This window comes from Luteithermobacter gelatinilyticus, assembly GCF_005849285.1.
Classification (GTDB): Bacteria; Pseudomonadota; Alphaproteobacteria; order Sphingomonadales; family Emcibacteraceae; genus Luteithermobacter; species Luteithermobacter gelatinilyticus.
This window is the reverse complement of the sequence record NZ_CP040517.1, coordinates 2,142,323-2,156,909: the sequence shown is the minus strand read 5'-3', so window position 1 is coordinate 2,156,909 and position 14,587 is coordinate 2,142,323. Positions and strand designations below refer to the sequence as shown.

Here is a 14,587-nt window from a genome sequence, read left to right as displayed (position 1 = left end):
ATCCCAAAGGAAAGTAAGATGACAACACAGCAAGACCGCGTTTTTTCCGGCGTACAGCCGTCCGGCAACCTGACCCTGGGCAATTATCTGGGGGCGATCCGCAACTGGGTGGGACTTCAGAAGCAGTATGAAAGCATTTTCTGCGTTGTGGATATGCACGCCATTACCGTCTGGCAGGATCCGGAAGAGCTGCGCCGGGCCACCCGGGAGGTGGCGGCGGGAATGCTGGCGGCCGGGATTGATCCTGCGGAATCTATTATTTTTAACCAGAGCCAGGTATCCGGTCATGCAGAACTGGCCTGGATTTTCAACTGTGTGGCGCGTCTTGGCTGGCTGAATCGCATGACCCAGTTCAAGGAAAAGGCGGGCAAGAATCGTGAACGGGCCAGTGCTGGCCTGTATGTGTATCCTAATCTGATGGCGGCGGATATCCTGTTGTACAAGGCCACACATGTCCCTGTGGGCGAAGACCAGAAACAGCATCTGGAATTGACCCGGGACATTGCCCAGAAATTCAACAATGATTATGGCGTGGATTTCTTTCCGGAAGTGGAGCCGCTTATCCTGGGGGAAGCCACCCGGGTAATGTCCTTGCGCGACGGCAGCAAGAAAATGAGCAAATCTGATCCGTCCGACATGGCGCGAATCAACTTGACCGACGATCGGGAAACCATTGCCAAAAAAATCCGCAAGGCCCGTACCGACAGCGACCCCTTGCCGTCGGAACCTGCCGGTCTTGAAAATCGCCCTGAGGCCCGGAACCTGGTTACCATTTATGCGGCCCTGTCGGATCGGTGTGTGGCAGATGTCCTGAAAGATTACGGCGGGCAGGGATTTGCCACCTTCAAGAGCGACCTTGCGGCTCTGAGTGTGGAGGTCCTGGGACCGATTACCGAAGAAATGAAACGGCTGTGCGAGGAGAAATCCTATGTGGACAGCATCTTGCGGGATGGGGCGGAAAAGGCGGCGACGCTGGCGGAGCCGATCCTGGAGAACATAAAACAGATTGTGGGTTTCTTGAAACCTTGACCAGGAATGTTATATACTCATCCATAGGGTCAGGGGATGCGAAAGGCCATTCTTATGAATAGAGTCATTAAAACAGTCGGATTAATGGCGGTACTGAGTCTTCTGGCCGCCTGTAGTAACAACCTTCGTTCCACTGTCACCACCTTTCATTCTCTTCCGCAGCCATCCGGAGAGAAAATTGTGATCGTGCCGATGGATGACAGCCTGAAAGGCAGTCTGGAATTCGCCACATACGCCAACATGGTGGGCAATGAGCTGGGTAAGCTGGGCTATCGGCCGGCCAATGGCCAGCCTGCGGACCTGGTGGTGGAACTGGATTACGGGGTGGATGATGGCAAGGTGTTTGTCCGTTCCTATGGTACCGGTTTTGGGTATTGGGGATATCCCTATTTTCACCATTTCGGGCATCATCATTTCCATCATTTCTGGCCGCATCACAGGTGGTATTATGGCGGATACTGGGGCTATCCCTATGGCCGGGATGTCCGCAGTTATGTCAAATATACGCGGGTGCTGAAAATGAATATCCGTCCCAATTTCGACGGGGCCAAGAACCTGTATGAAGGACGGGTCGAAAGCATGGGGCGCAGTAATGACCTGCCGGCGTTGATGCCTTATCTGGTGCAGGCCATGTTCGAGAATTTTCCCGGCGTGAGCGGGACGACCCAGAAGGTGGTCATTGACCTTGAAGAACAAAAAGACTACTGACCCTGGGGGCTGCCCCGGGAAAACTGCGCAGAGGCAGGCGTAACACTTAGACATATCATAATGATTTCCGGCCGGACGGGGGATTGTATGTGGGAATGGTTGAAGGATTTTAGGTTCTGGATTACGGAAAATATCCGGGGCGTTGGTATCAAAAGAATATTTCTGGTTCTTCTGGCCATTCTTCTGCTGTATTACCCGATCGGCATGATCGTCATTCATGTGATTGATGATGACCGGACCTTTCGGCCGGCCAACTATACCATGACCGGTAACGCCAGTTACGCCGTGGCGATGTCGTCGGCGTTGATTGACCGGGAAGTGAATCAGCACAGCTGGATCAGCAATGATCCGTTTTTTTATCCCAGCGGTCCCCTCGACAATATGGCCAATTACCAGCAAGGCATAATTGCCGCCATTGCCCGGTTCAGCTTTGAACTTGTGGATCAGTTGGGCCGGACGCGGGGGTCCAGCAAGGCGGATCCGGATTTGCAGGAAGTATCGGGTCTGTTGCAATATCCGGCCGACAAATGGTGGTGGGATCCGTCCGTATCCCTGCTGCCGGTATCCACTTCCGAAGCCCAGTATCGTTCTGCCCTGAAGAAGCTGCGAAATTATAACCAGCGTCTGGCCGCGGGCGAGGCTGTCTTTGAACGACGCGGGGATAATCTTCTGGCCACCCTTGACCGGATTGCGCTGGATCTTGGCGCGTCATCGGCGGCGCTGGACAAATATATCCGGGAAGGGTTTGGGTGTGTTTTTGATATGGGAGCTGATGACCTGTTTTATAATGTCAAGGGTCAGGCGTATGCCTACAGCATGATTCTCAAGGCTTTGAGACACGATTTTGAACAGGTGATCAAGGACAGGGAACTGAACAGCACCTGGAATGAGATGGAAGAAAGTTTTGCTTCTGTCGTGGATCTTGATCCCACGATCATATCCAATTGTCAACCAGACGGCATGGCTTTCCCCAATCATCTGGCGGCGCAGGGATTTTATCTGCTCCGTGCGCGCACCCAACTCAAGGAACTCACCAATATTCTGCTAAAATAATTCCTGTTGCAAAAGCCTGTATGCCAATGGCACAATGTTGCCCAAAGAAATACCAGGGAGCATCTCAGAAAATAAATAATCATAAAAAATAAGCAGGTTATAACAACAGGATCGGGATATATGTCCACAACGGACAAAACGGACAAAACAGACAGCAAGTGGAAGTTTCTTGTTATTGCCGACAATACACCTGAATTCCGGAAGGTGTTGCGTCTTGCCAGTCTCCGGGCCGCCAAGGTCGGTGGCTCCATGGTGATGCTGCATATCATCCAGCCGCAGGATTTTCAGCATTGGGTCAGTGTCAAGGAACTCATGGAGGAAGAAGCCCGCCAGGAGGCCGAGGAAATGTTGCAGGAATTTGTGCGTGAGGCCGAGGCCCTGAGCGGCATGACCCCCGAAATTGTGATCCGCACAGGGGATTTCCGGGAAGTGATTGTTGATTATATCCGGGAAGATCAGGACGTGCACCTGCTGGTTCTGGGGGCGAATGTTGATGGTGACCCCGGTCCGATTGTCCGGGCTTTTCGAGAAGAGCTGCTAAAAGTTCTGCATATGCCGGTTCTTGTCGTGCCTGGGAACATGACTGATGAAGAAATAGATAAATTCGTCTGACCTCCGCTTTTTTCTAAACTCGACTATTTTGGTCTTGATTTTTGCCTGATCTGTCGCCATGTATGGGGAAAGGGTAATTAACAGGGCAAGAATATGTTTATTCAGACTGAGCAGACGCCGAATCCGGCAACATTGAAATTTATCCCCGGTGAAGTTGTGATGGCGCAGGGCACGGCCAATTTTGAAACGGCGGAAGAGGCTGCCTGTTCTCCGCTGGCCCGTCATTTGTTTGCCATTGACGGCGTGAAGGGGGTGTTTTTCGGGTATGATTTTATTACCATCACCAGCGATGGCCGGGACTGGGCAGAACTGAAACCTGTCATTCTGGGCACCATTATGGAACATTTCACGGCTGGCGAACCGGTGATGGATGACGGGGCCACCCCGGCGCCGGTGGTCGAAGGTGGGGCCGAGGAGGACGATGAAATTGTCCAACAGATCAAGGAGCTTCTGGATACGCGCGTTCGCCCGGCTGTAGCCCGTGACGGGGGGGATATCATCTATCACGCCTTCAAGGACGGGGTTGTCTATCTGCACATGCAGGGGGCCTGTTCCGGATGCCCAAGTTCAACCGCAACCCTGAAATACGGGATTCAGAACCTGCTGAAGCATTATATTCCCGAAGTGGAAAGCGTCGAGGCAATCTAATCACAACTCACTCTAGAGCGAATTGTGAGGTTGGCTCTATTCACTTTAGACCTATCCGGAGTAATTAGGCCCCGGGTTCTGTGCCGCCGGGGACAAAAAACGGCATGCCAAACCAGTACCAACGGCCGTCCGGTCCCGGCATGGTGCAATTGATGCGGCTGCGTCCCGGGGGGAAGGGTTTGTCAAAGCGTATTTCCACCCGGTTGCCGCCAATGCGTTCGAGTCTGGCCGCTTTGCCCAAATGGGACGGGAAGCAGCTCATGGCGGCAAGCCCTGTAACGGATGGCTCCACGGTAAAGCCCACGAGCGGCGGATTGGGACTCGTGATCAGAGGTTCCTGTGGCAATATGTCTTTGACCGGTAGAGCACGGGCATTGGCGATCAGGCGAAATCGCCCGATCCCGGCATATTTTTCATTAAAGGCAAAACGAGGCAGAGCATAACGGTCATAGTTACTGTTTGCCGCACTGGAATGTTGTCCGAAAGCGGCCCTGAACCCCATCTCTCTGGCGATTTTTCTGATATTTTTGTCATATTCTCCATAGGGATAGGCCAGAATGTTCGGCACATATCCCAGTTCACGTCGGTACCGTTCGGAGGCGATCTCAAGATCCCGGCGGGCGTCTTCTGGGCTTATCCGAAGCAAATGAGTATGGCTGTGGCCGTGATGACCGATGCTGACCAGGGGATCCTTTTCCATCTCTCGAATCTGGTCCCAGGTCATATACCCTTTAAGCTCCAGGTCAACCGGCTCAGTCGCCACAAAAATGGTAAAGGGGAACCCGGCTTCTCTAAGACGGGGCCAGGCTTCAGTGTAAATGGACAGATAGGCGTCATCAATGGTGATGGCGAGCGTCCGGGGGGGGAGTTTTGTGCCGGAGCGGAAGGCGTCCACAATGACTGACAGGGGAACGATATTGTATTTTTGCTGTTTCAATTCTTCCAGATGAGCTTCAAACTGATCCAGTCGGATATTGGTTGACGGCAGGCGCTCTTCGCCAAAACGGTGATACATGAGAACCACGGCCGAATCTTCCGCGGTCATCTCCTCGCTGAGGGCCTTGTCGTATTGTGCACACAGCATCAACACCAGAAGACATAATATCACAAGAACAGTTTTGCGCCCTGTGTGCGCCGAAGTTCTCAAATCCATGTGTACTCCGATCTCTGACAGACTGTGCGGGAGTATAACAGGAATTGTCAAAATGTGAATCATTGAAGAGAAGCTTTCTGCGGCGGAAAAAACACTTCGTCTGGTGCCATTTAATGTTTCCCAAAGGCGGGAGGGATTTGTATACATTCAAGAGATCGCCCCCGTTTTGTAAGCGGGAACTGGTCATTAATTCATTTTGATACCATTGGGTAATAACATTAGGGTCAATAACATTGGCCCAAACACGGAAAGGCATTCTGGATGACTGATCAAATTCTTTCGGACAAGGATCTGGACGTAATTTTTCGCAAGGCGCGTTCCTTCAAAGGCTGGCAGGACCGGCCGGTATCGGAAATTACCATCCGGGCCATGTATGACCTGCTGCGGTGGGGGCCAACAAGTTTTAACTCTAGTCCTGCCCGTTTTGTGATCGCCCAGAGTGAGGAGGCTAAGGAGAAATTGGCGGCTTGCGCCATGAAAAGTAACCGGTCGAAAATCCTGACAGCCCCCTTTACAGTTATTGTGGCTTATGATCTTGATTTTCCGAAAACTCTGGACCGGCTGTTCAAACTGACACCGGGAGTCAGTAAATTTTTTGAGGGCAATAATGATTTCACCCGTGTAACGGCGCTGCGTAACGGATCCTTGCAGGGTGCTTATATGATGATTGCCGCCCGGGCGTTGGGGCTGGATTGCTGCCCCATGTCCGGTTTTGACGAAAAGGCCGTTAACGAAACCTTTTTCAAAGACAGCAGTGTGCGGGTAAACTTTTTATGCGCCATGGGATACGGGGACCCCGCATCCTTGCCGCCGCAGGAAGACAGGCTGGGTTTCGACGAAGCCTGCACGATTATCTAATTGATGAACGTAAGTGGAGATATTGTGAATCTTCTGGCTATGGATACGGCCTTCGGGGCCTGTTCCGCTGCAATCGTTTCCGGGGGCGTTTCCGGGGGCGAGCTTGTCGCGAGTCTTTATGAAGAGCGTCAGCGCGGCCACGCCGAGCGGCTGGTGCCCATGATTACTGAAGTTTGCGAAGAAGCCCGGCTTGCGCTTGGGGAGATGGATTATATCGCTGTGACCCGCGGCCCCGGCACTTTTGCCGGGGTGCGCATCGGGCTGGCGGTGGCCAAGGGGCTGGGGCTGGCGCTGGGGCGTCCGTTGATCGCAGTGGGAACTCTTGAGAGCATCGCCATGAATGTTCTGGAATATGACGAGGTTCCGGAAGGGGGGTTCGCCGTAGCCCATGATGCCCGCCGGGGTGAAATCTATTTACAGCAATTTTGCAGGACAGGCTCCCGCATACATCCGCTTACGGAACCGCAAGCGGTGCCCTTGGACGATGTACCGAACCGTCTTGATCCGCAGGTGGGGTTCCTGTTTGGCACAGGAGCGGGGTTGGTGAAGGAGAGGCTGATGCAGGCCGGCAGAGCCGATATGCTGTTCCCGGATGTACAGACCCAGCCCGATGCGGCCATATTGGCCCGTCTCGCCTGGGAGCGACGGGATACGGCACAGGAAGAAAATCTGGTCCAGCCGCTGTATCTTCGCCCGCCCGATGCGGTGCTGCCTCAGCCGGTCATCCTCCCATTTCAGGATTAGGGCCATGACGGCCGGCGAAGGTGTCAACATAATGGGGGCGGAAGCCACGGCACTTCTGGCGGAACTTCATAAGGATTGTTTCCGGGAAAGCCCGGAACGAGCCTGGTCTGCAAAGGAGTTCGGGGAGCTGTTCGCCATGCCGGGAACTTCGGCTTGTCTCCTGAGCGAGGGGGGAAGTCCTAAGGCTTTTGTCCTGTTCAGGCGAGTAAATGACGAGGCGGAAATCCTGACCCTGGCGGTACATCCCGCCTTTCGTCGCAAGGGCCTGGGACAGAGGATACTGGTCTATGTGCTGGATCACCTAAGGGGGCAGGGCGTGCAGGATCTGTATCTTGAGGTACGTCAGGGAAATGAGGCGGCACGGCGGCTGTATCTCAAGATGGGGTTTGAGGTCAGGGGAAACCGAAAAGGGTATTACGCGCTGGAAGGCGGGGAGCGGGAAGACGCTTGTGTGATGCATTGTCGTCTGTAAAGTTCGGTTGGACAGGGGGGGGCTTTCCGGGACCTACATTTCTTGAAAAGTTCTGGCAACAGGTGCTAATATGTGTATAGTTCCGTGCAACAAATATACTTTACTGCACTTATCAGGCTTTATCAGAAATAATCTCAAGGAAACAAGATGACTTCGGAAATTGAGAAAATCTGTATCGACAAGGGTATGCGCATGACGGAACAGCGCAGGGTTATCGCACGGGTTCTTTCGGAAGCTGATGATCATCCTGATGTTGAAGAAGTCTATCGTCGGTCCACCAATATCGACCCTCATATCAGCATTGCGACCGTTTATCGCACCGTAAGGTTATTTGAAGAAGCAGGTATCCTTGAACGCCACGATTTTCGGGATGGCCGTTCCCGGTATGAACCGGTCTCTGAGGAACATCATGACCATCTGATTGATATCGAATCCGGAGAAGTCATCGAATTCAATGACGAGGAGATCGAAGCTCTGCAGGATGCGATTGCCAAGCGACTGGGATATAAACTGGTGGATCATCGCCTGGAGCTGTATGGCACGAAGATCAAATCGTAAAAAACCTAATCACAAAAAGCCCTTCCTGATCCCGTGGAAAATGCCCACAGGGCAACGGCGGAAGGGCTTTCATGCGGATAAGACGGATCGCTATGCGGGTGTATTTCAGGATTGCTAAAGCGTTGGCCTATATGATGGTCCTTTTGCCGCCAACGATCCTGTTCCATAAATTCAGGATACCCGGATATAAACGGTTGCCCCATATGGTGCACGGCTCTTTGTGCAATGCCCTGAATATCCGGATCCGGACGGTGGGCCAGCCAGTACAGAATGGCCGCCCTGTTTTATATGTTTGTAATCATATTTCCTGGATTGATATACTGGTGTTGGGACGGATCCTCAAAGGGGCCTGTTTTGTGGCCCGCGGTGACATGGCGGAATGGCCGCTGATCGGTTATCTGGCGACGCTGCAAAGGACCATTTTTATCAATCGCAATAAACGCAGTGACGTCCATAACCAGAAACAGGAGCTCCATGAGCGCATGCAGAACGGAGACAATTTGATCCTGTTTCCTGAAGGTACCACATCCGACGGGTCCCGGGTGTTGCCCTTCAAAAGTGCCCTGTTTGGGGTTACTGAACAGGTCATGCATGTTGAGGATGAAGCCGCAGGTCAACGTAAGCCGCTGATGGTGCAGCCGGTCACGCTTGTCTACCGGCGGATCAATAATATGCCGGTGTTGCGTTCGACGCTGCCGAAAGTGGCCTGGTATGGGGACATGGAACTGACACCGCATCTGAAGGCATTTTTGAAGCTGCTTTGTGTGGATGTGGAAGTTCATTTTCATGAGCCGGTTTCCCGCAACCTGTTCAAGTCCCGTAAGGAATTGGCCAGTTATTGTCATCGCACCATTGAAAAACGTCTGGTGGACACCTTGCGGGGCCGGCAGGCCGGGGGAAGGCTGCTTCTGAGTTAACTCCCGTGAGTTGACTCCTGCGCCGCAAGTGGTAGATTGCGAGCCTTGATGCGGATTTTCAGGGAAGAAGCCCTGAAGATGTTTTACGAGCGCGTGCCTATTTTTGAGCAGGTCTGAATGTGACGAAAAAACTTTATATTAAAACCTATGGCTGTCAGATGAACGTCTATGATACGGAACGTATGGTGGACGTGATGGCGCCTGAAGGCTATCAGGTGACCGACAAGCCAGATGATGCCGACCTTGTGGTGCTGAACACGTGTCACATTCGTGAAAAGGCCGCTGAAAAGGTGTATTCGGACATTGGCCGTATCCGCCAGATGAAAGAAAAGCACAACCGCGAGGGGCGGGACATGGTTCTGGCCGTGGGTGGCTGTGTGGCCCAGGCGGAAGGCGGCGAAATCATGAAACGCGCGCCGGCGGTGGATATGGTTTTTGGGCCGCAGACCTATCACCGTCTGCCGGATATGGTCAACCGGGCCATCACCGCCAAGGCCGCCGGGCGCAAGCCGCGTATTCTGGATACGGATTTGTCGGTGGATGAAAAATTCGACAGTCTGTCCAGGAAACAGGTGGAACGGAAAAGTTCAGCGTTTCTGACGGTTCAGGAGGGCTGCGACAAATTCTGTACCTATTGCGTGGTGCCCTATACTCGGGGGGCGGAATTTTCCCGCTCGGTCGAAGATGTGATGAATGATGCCCGCCGGCTGGCGGAAGCTGGCGTGGTGGAAGTGACGCTCCTGGGGCAGAACGTGAATGCATATCACGGCCTGACGGTTTCTGGTGAGGAGTGGTCACTGGCACGCCTGATCCGGGAATTGGCCAAGGATCCAGGGTTCAGGAGAATTCGTTACACCACATCCCATCCGGCCGACATGAGTGAGGATCTGATCCGGGTGCATGCGGAGGTGGAAGAATGCATGCCGTATCTGCATCTGCCTGTACAGGCCGGATCCGACCGGATTTTGAAAGCCATGAACCGCCACCATACGGCCGAGTCCTATCGCAGGATTATTGAGGAATTGCGCCGGGCGCGTCCTGACATTGCCCTTTCCGGAGACTTTATCGTCGGGTTTCCCGGGGAAACGGATGCGGAGTTTGGGGAAACCATGCACCTGGTCCGGGACATCGGTTATGCCCAGGCCTATTCCTTTAAATACAGCGCCCGGCCGGGAACGCCCGCCGCCGTTATGGACGATCAGGTGCCCGAGGATGTCAAGGCTGCGCGACTGGCTGAATTGCAGGCGGAGCTGTCCCGTCAGCAGGTGGCTTTTAACGAAAATACGGTGGGGCGGGTGATGCCGGTGCTTCTGGAACGGCGCGGCAAGGAAACCGGGCAACTGGTGGGCCGCAGCCCGTATATGCAGGCCGTGCATGTCACTTTGCCGAACAAGGAAGATGTGGCGGCGCTGTTTGGCCAGATTGTTGATGTCAAAATCCTTGCTGCCGGACCGCACAGCCTGAAAGGGGAAGTAGTGGGGCCCGCACAGGCCGGCCAGCCGGCGGCCTGAAAAGGTAGTGACGCGTATGCCTTCCCGCAAAAGCACACAGATCAACGAAGAAATCGTCCTGGAATTCGAGGATAACGCGCTATTGGCGCTGTTGTGCGGGGAATATAATATTCATTTGTCCCGTCTGGAGCAGGATCTGGATGTGATGCTCAACAGCCGGGGCAATCTGATTGCCATTTATGGAGCGTCCGAAGCCTGCGATATTGCCAAATCGGTGCTGTTGAAATTGTATGATATGGTGGACCAGGGCCGGGAAGTGGGACTGAATGAGGTGGATGCGGCCGTGCGCCTGGCTCAGCTGACGGAAAAACCGTCCCTTGGCGAAGACAAGGTTAGAAAAGTTTCCGGCAGTATAGTTTCCGGCAGTACAGATATTGTGATCCGGACTCGCAAGACGGTGCTTTCCCCACGGTCCCCCAATCAGGCGAAATATATTGAAGCGCTCAGAGATCATGACATGGTGTTTGGTCTGGGACCGGCGGGCACGGGCAAGACATTTCTGGCGGTGGCTATGGCGGTCTCTTTCCTTTTGGAGGGGCGGGTGGAACGCATTATTTTGTCGCGCCCTGCGGTGGAAGCGGGGGAGAAGCTGGGATTTTTACCGGGAGATATGCGGGAAAAGGTGGACCCCTATCTCAGGCCGTTGTTTGATGCACTGGGACAGATGATTTCCCTGGAACAGACGGAAAAACGCATTGAACGGGGAGAGATCGAAATTGCGCCGTTGGCGTTTATGCGGGGGCGTACCCTTTCCAATGCCTTTGTGATTCTGGATGAAGCCCAGAACACCACACCCATGCAGATGAAAATGTTTCTTACCCGGTTCGGGGAAAACTGCCGTATGGTGGTGGCGGGTGATCCCTCACAGGTGGATCTGCCGGACGGTTCGAAATCCGGGCTGGCTGATGCCCTTGAGACTTTGGGCCGTCTTCGTGATATCGCCTTTGTCAATTTTACGGCAGCAGATGTGGTGCGCCATTCCCTGGTCAGTAAAATTGTCGAAGCCTATGACAAAAAAAACCCGGTGAAAAACGCCTCGGCAACATCTTCCCGGTCGGTACGGAAAAAGAACTGATCATGCCGTCGGACAGGTTTCATCTGCCGGACAGTTTTCACCTCGATGTGAGCGTCGAGGAAAAGGGATGGCGGGTGCATTTCGCTGATCCCGAGATCGAGGTGGCGCGGATTGTAACCGCCTTGTTTCATGAATTGCCTGAAACCGCGAATATTGCCGCCTTCCCCCATTTGGAACTCAGTGTGGTCCTGACTGACGATGCGGCGATCCGGGTTTTGAACCGGGACTACCGTGATAAGGACAAGGCGACGAATGTGTTGTCTTTTCCCGGTCTGGACGAGGCGGAGCTAAAGCAGTTTTTTGGGCCTGAACCTGACCTTCCTGAATACCCCTTATCGTTGGGCGATATAATCCTGGCTCTTGAAACCGTGGAAAAGGAAGCCATATCTTCCGGGAAAACCGTCGCGGATCATTTTACTCATTTGGTCGTGCATGGCTTTTTGCATCTTCTGGGGTATGATCATATCGACGAAAAGGACGCCGAAGTGATGGAAGCCCTTGAAAAACGTCTATTGGCGACTTTTGGGATTGACGACCCCTATCAGGAAATGTCAACGTAAAAATATATTGCAGTCTATCACAGAACAGGACAATGAACACACATCAGAGCCTTGCCGGGGAAAGTTCAGACCCCGACCCTTCTTCGAGTAACAGGGGCAGTATATGGAGCTGGCTGAAAAAACTCTTTACTGCCCGAAATGGAGATACAAGCCTCAAGGAAAGCCTTGAGGAGGTGATGGAAGAGCTGGAAGCGGACGATTTGTCGCTCAGGGAAGAAGAGCGCTCCATCATCAGAAATACGCTTGCTTTTGGCGACAAGCGCGTGGAGGAGGTCATGGTCCCCCGCGCCGATATTATTGCTGTTGAGGCTTCCACCCCCTTTGACGAATTGATGCGGATTTTCCGGGAAGCCTCTATCTCCCGGCTTCCGGTCTATCGGGAAAGCCTGGATGAAGTGATCGCGATGGTCCATATCAAAGATGTGTTCCGGGTGTTTGCGTCTGATGAATATCAGCAGTTCGGGAAACGTCCGGCGTTGCGCACCATTCAACGCCCCATTCTTTTTGTGCCGCCCTCCATGCGTCTGATGGATCTTCTGGTCAAGATGCAGGCGACACATATTCACATGGCCCTGGTGGTGGACGAGTATGGCGGAACGGACGGGTTGGTGACCATTGAGGATTTGGTGGAGCAAATCGTCGGGGATATCGAAGATGAACACGATATCGCCGCCGAGGAGTTGTTGTCCGAATTGCCCGATGGACGGCTCAAGGTGGATGCCCGTATGGAGATTGATGAATTGGAAGATCTTCTGGGGTTTGAGTTGTTGCCAGATGAAGAAGAATACGACGTGGACACTTTGGGGGGACTGGTCTTTACCCTGGCGGGGCATATCCCGCAGATTGGCGAAATCATAGACCATGACAAGGGGTTGCGGTTTGAAATCATGGAGGGAGACGCCCGACGGATCAAAACTGTTTTGATCCATCGTCCCAAACCGGAAATGCTGACCCAGGTCCAGCCTTTATCGGCCAGGGAGAGCGAGAATGGAGGCTGAGGCAAAGGTTTTGGCGGTGCAATTGCCTCGAAATCCTCTTTTGCGTGATGTAACCTTCTGGCTCGCCCGGCGCCATTTGCATCAGCGGTTGCTGCTGTGTCTGATTGGCGGCATGCTTTCTGCGTTTGCCTTTGCGCCGTTCTATCTGGTTTTTCTGCTGTGCTTGTCTTATCCGTTGCTGATGATGTGTTTTCATCAGGCCACCACGCAAAAACAGGCATTTCTTTATGGCTGGGGGTTCGGTTTCGGGCAGTTTTTTATCGGCCTTTTATGGATCGCCAACGCCTTTTATTTTCAGGATGATGTACCGGCCTGGGGCGGGGTTGTGGCGGTGGCGGGATTGTCGGCTCTTCTTGCGGTTTATCCCGGGTTGGTAGGCGTTGGGTTTCGATTGTTTTTCCGACGGCGCCCGACGGAGCGGCAGGTCGTTGCGGCCGTGCTGGTATTTGTGGGGATGTGGAGTTTTGCCGAATGGCTACGGGGGCATTTATTTACGGGCTTTCCGTGGAATTTGAACGGATATGTTTTCGGATTTTCCGATGCCCTGTTACAAGTTACAAACCTGGTGGGGGTATATGGTCTGGGCGCTGTGGTGCTGATTTTGGCGTTTCTGCCTTATCTTATGTTTCATTTTGGTCTGAAGACCATAAAAGGCGGGTTGTGTCTGGCCTTGTTCTTGGGAGGGCTTGGGGGCCTCTATGCCTATGGCGCCTGGCGTCTGCCGGATCAGACGGATTTTATCAAGGACGTCAAACTGCGCCTGGTTCAGCCTAACATCAATCAATGGGACAAATGGGACCCGGAAAAAAGGGCGGATAATTTTCTGGACTATCTGAATATGAGCCGTCGCAAGCCCGAGGAAGGCATCACCCATGTTATTTGGCCTGAAACGGCCGTGATCTATTTTCTGGACCAGGAGCCTTCCCGGCGTTATCTGATCGCCGATATGTTGGGGGATGAGGGCATGGTACTCACCGGATTTCCCCGGCGGGAACTGGGGCGGGACGGAGTATCCATCTGGAATTCATTTATCGCCATAGATCATAACGGTCAGATTGCCGGGCTTTATGACAAAAGCCATTTAGTGCCTTTTGGGGAATATATTCCGGATTTTTTTCATCTGCTGTTTTCCCTGCTGGGGGTCGAGGAGGCACTGGGCGGGCTGGAATATTCCCCTGGCCCCGGACGGGTCACGCAACATATGCCAGGCCTGCCGCCGTTTGGGGTGCTGATCTGTTACGAAATCATTTTTCCGGGAGCTGTCATTGATGAAAAGGACCGGCCCGACTGGCTGCTTAATCTGACCAATGACGCCTGGTACGGCGACCGGACCGGCCCTTATCAGCATTTCCTTCAAACCCGGGTGCGGGCGATTGAAGAAGGCATCCCCATCATCCGTTCCGCGGGTACCGGTATTTCTGCTGTGATCGATTCATATGGTCAGGTGGTCGGGCAGATTGACCTGAATCGCAGAGGCGTGTTGGACCAGTATCTGCCGCGGAAAATTTCTGGCGGAACACTTTATACACATGTGCGGGATGTGATATTCTTTATCATGGTAGGGAGTTGCCTGATTGGCGGTATCGTTCTATGTGCCGGGAGGCGAGGGCGCAGAGATAATACTTGACCTGTTTATTATTCACCTCTAAAAAAATAGAGTATGGGGTCGGATAATACATAACGCATATAAT

16 protein-coding genes are annotated in these 14,587 nt (G+C 53.3%); 15 read left to right on the top strand and 1 reads right to left on the bottom strand.

Annotated elements, in window-relative coordinates; translation table 11 throughout:
- The first annotated feature begins 18 nt into the window (after window positions 1-18).
- The 5 genes from trpS to FE788_RS14380 all read left to right on the top strand — a co-directional run bounded on the left by trpS (window position 19) and on the right by FE788_RS14380 (window position 4,050).
- Window positions 19-1,029 (top strand): tryptophan--tRNA ligase, encoded by a 1,011-nt coding sequence (gene trpS / locus FE788_RS09760; RefSeq protein WP_138380462.1) that lies wholly within the window; start codon window positions 19-21, stop codon window positions 1,027-1,029.
- A gap of 54 nt (window positions 1,030-1,083) precedes the next feature.
- Window positions 1,084-1,737, top strand: coding sequence for a DUF4136 domain-containing protein (locus FE788_RS09755; RefSeq protein ID WP_168190365.1), 654 nt, complete (start codon window positions 1,084-1,086; stop codon window positions 1,735-1,737).
- An 87-nt stretch (window positions 1,738-1,824) separates the two neighbouring features.
- The gene (locus FE788_RS09750; protein ID WP_168190364.1) at window positions 1,825-2,790 is read left to right on the top strand and encodes a DUF2333 family protein; all 966 of its coding nucleotides are present in this window, start codon (window positions 1,825-1,827) and stop codon (window positions 2,788-2,790) included.
- 120 nt (window positions 2,791-2,910) lie between these two features.
- The gene (locus tag FE788_RS09745) at window positions 2,911-3,402 is read left to right on the top strand and encodes a universal stress protein (protein WP_138380459.1); all 492 of its coding nucleotides are present in this window, start codon (window positions 2,911-2,913) and stop codon (window positions 3,400-3,402) included.
- A 93-nt stretch (window positions 3,403-3,495) separates the two neighbouring features.
- The gene (locus FE788_RS14380; protein WP_138380458.1) at window positions 3,496-4,050 is read left to right on the top strand and encodes a NifU N-terminal domain-containing protein; all 555 of its coding nucleotides are present in this window, start codon (window positions 3,496-3,498) and stop codon (window positions 4,048-4,050) included.
- A 64-nt stretch (window positions 4,051-4,114) separates the two neighbouring features.
- Here FE788_RS14380 and FE788_RS09735 read toward each other — a convergent pair whose 3' ends face one another.
- A complete protein-coding gene (locus FE788_RS09735) occupies window positions 4,115-5,203 on the bottom strand; it encodes a polysaccharide deacetylase family protein (RefSeq protein WP_168190363.1) in 1,089 nt (362 codons plus the stop codon).
- A 261-nt stretch (window positions 5,204-5,464) separates the two neighbouring features.
- Here FE788_RS09735 and FE788_RS09730 point away from each other — a divergent pair, with 261 nt between their 5' ends.
- The 10 genes from FE788_RS09730 (at window position 5,465) to lnt (ending at window position 14,523) form a co-directional block, all read left to right on the top strand.
- Window positions 5,465-6,061, top strand: coding sequence for a malonic semialdehyde reductase (locus FE788_RS09730; protein ID WP_138380456.1), 597 nt, complete (start codon window positions 5,465-5,467; stop codon window positions 6,059-6,061).
- Between the two features lie 24 nt (window positions 6,062-6,085).
- A complete protein-coding gene (tsaB, locus tag FE788_RS09725) occupies window positions 6,086-6,805 on the top strand; it encodes a tRNA (adenosine(37)-N6)-threonylcarbamoyltransferase complex dimerization subunit type 1 TsaB (RefSeq protein ID WP_168190362.1) in 720 nt (239 codons plus the stop codon).
- A gap of 4 nt (window positions 6,806-6,809) precedes the next feature.
- Complete coding sequence (gene rimI, locus FE788_RS09720) at window positions 6,810-7,277, top strand: ribosomal protein S18-alanine N-acetyltransferase (protein WP_168190361.1); 468 nt, start codon at window positions 6,810-6,812, stop codon at window positions 7,275-7,277.
- Window positions 7,278-7,424: 147 nt separating this feature from the next.
- On the top strand, window positions 7,425-7,835 hold the full coding sequence (locus tag FE788_RS09715) for a Fur family transcriptional regulator (RefSeq protein WP_138380453.1): 411 nt from the start codon (window positions 7,425-7,427) through the stop codon (window positions 7,833-7,835).
- Between the two features lie 71 nt (window positions 7,836-7,906).
- Window positions 7,907-8,752, top strand: coding sequence for a lysophospholipid acyltransferase family protein (locus FE788_RS09710; protein ID WP_138380452.1), 846 nt, complete (start codon window positions 7,907-7,909; stop codon window positions 8,750-8,752).
- Window positions 8,753-8,871: 119 nt separating this feature from the next.
- Window positions 8,872-10,263, top strand: coding sequence for a tRNA (N6-isopentenyl adenosine(37)-C2)-methylthiotransferase MiaB (gene miaB / locus FE788_RS09705; protein ID WP_138380451.1), 1,392 nt, complete (start codon window positions 8,872-8,874; stop codon window positions 10,261-10,263).
- Window positions 10,264-10,279: 16 nt separating this feature from the next.
- Entirely contained in the window at window positions 10,280-11,338 is a 1,059-nt protein-coding gene (locus FE788_RS09700; RefSeq protein ID WP_138380450.1) for a PhoH family protein, read from the top strand.
- Window positions 11,339-11,340: 2 nt separating this feature from the next.
- On the top strand, window positions 11,341-11,898 hold the full coding sequence (gene ybeY / locus FE788_RS09695; RefSeq protein WP_138380449.1) for an rRNA maturation RNase YbeY: 558 nt from the start codon (window positions 11,341-11,343) through the stop codon (window positions 11,896-11,898).
- Between the two features lie 32 nt (window positions 11,899-11,930).
- Window positions 11,931-12,896: a hemolysin family protein gene (locus tag FE788_RS09690; protein ID WP_138380448.1), complete on the top strand. Its 966-nt coding sequence runs from the start codon at window positions 11,931-11,933 to the stop codon at window positions 12,894-12,896.
- Entirely contained in the window at window positions 12,886-14,523 is a 1,638-nt protein-coding gene (gene lnt, locus FE788_RS09685) for an apolipoprotein N-acyltransferase (RefSeq protein ID WP_138380447.1), read from the top strand. The genes FE788_RS09690 and lnt overlap by 11 nt, the downstream gene beginning before the upstream one ends.
- Window positions 14,524-14,587: the final 64 nt, after the last annotated feature.

Coding starts and splice junctions, on each gene's coding strand:
- trpS (WP_138380462.1), top strand. CDS start 19: ATGACAACACAGCAAGACCGCGTTTTTTCCGGCGTACAGCCGTCCGGC.
- FE788_RS09755 (WP_168190365.1), top strand. CDS start 1,084: ATGAATAGAGTCATTAAAACAGTCGGATTAATGGCGGTACTGAGTCTT.
- FE788_RS09750 (WP_168190364.1), top strand. CDS start 1,825: ATGTGGGAATGGTTGAAGGATTTTAGGTTCTGGATTACGGAAAATATC.
- FE788_RS09745 (WP_138380459.1), top strand. CDS start 2,911: ATGTCCACAACGGACAAAACGGACAAAACAGACAGCAAGTGGAAGTTT.
- FE788_RS14380 (WP_138380458.1), top strand. CDS start 3,496: ATGTTTATTCAGACTGAGCAGACGCCGAATCCGGCAACATTGAAATTT.
- FE788_RS09735 (WP_168190363.1), bottom strand. CDS start 5,203: ATGGATTTGAGAACTTCGGCGCACACAGGGCGCAAAACTGTTCTTGTG.
- FE788_RS09730 (WP_138380456.1), top strand. CDS start 5,465: ATGACTGATCAAATTCTTTCGGACAAGGATCTGGACGTAATTTTTCGC.
- rimI (WP_168190361.1), top strand. CDS start 6,810: ATGACGGCCGGCGAAGGTGTCAACATAATGGGGGCGGAAGCCACGGCA.
- FE788_RS09715 (WP_138380453.1), top strand. CDS start 7,425: ATGACTTCGGAAATTGAGAAAATCTGTATCGACAAGGGTATGCGCATG.
- FE788_RS09710 (WP_138380452.1), top strand. CDS start 7,907: ATGCGGATAAGACGGATCGCTATGCGGGTGTATTTCAGGATTGCTAAA.
- FE788_RS09700 (WP_138380450.1), top strand. CDS start 10,280: ATGCCTTCCCGCAAAAGCACACAGATCAACGAAGAAATCGTCCTGGAA.
- ybeY (WP_138380449.1), top strand. CDS start 11,341: ATGCCGTCGGACAGGTTTCATCTGCCGGACAGTTTTCACCTCGATGTG.
- FE788_RS09690 (WP_138380448.1), top strand. CDS start 11,931: ATGAACACACATCAGAGCCTTGCCGGGGAAAGTTCAGACCCCGACCCT.
- lnt (WP_138380447.1), top strand. CDS start 12,886: ATGGAGGCTGAGGCAAAGGTTTTGGCGGTGCAATTGCCTCGAAATCCT.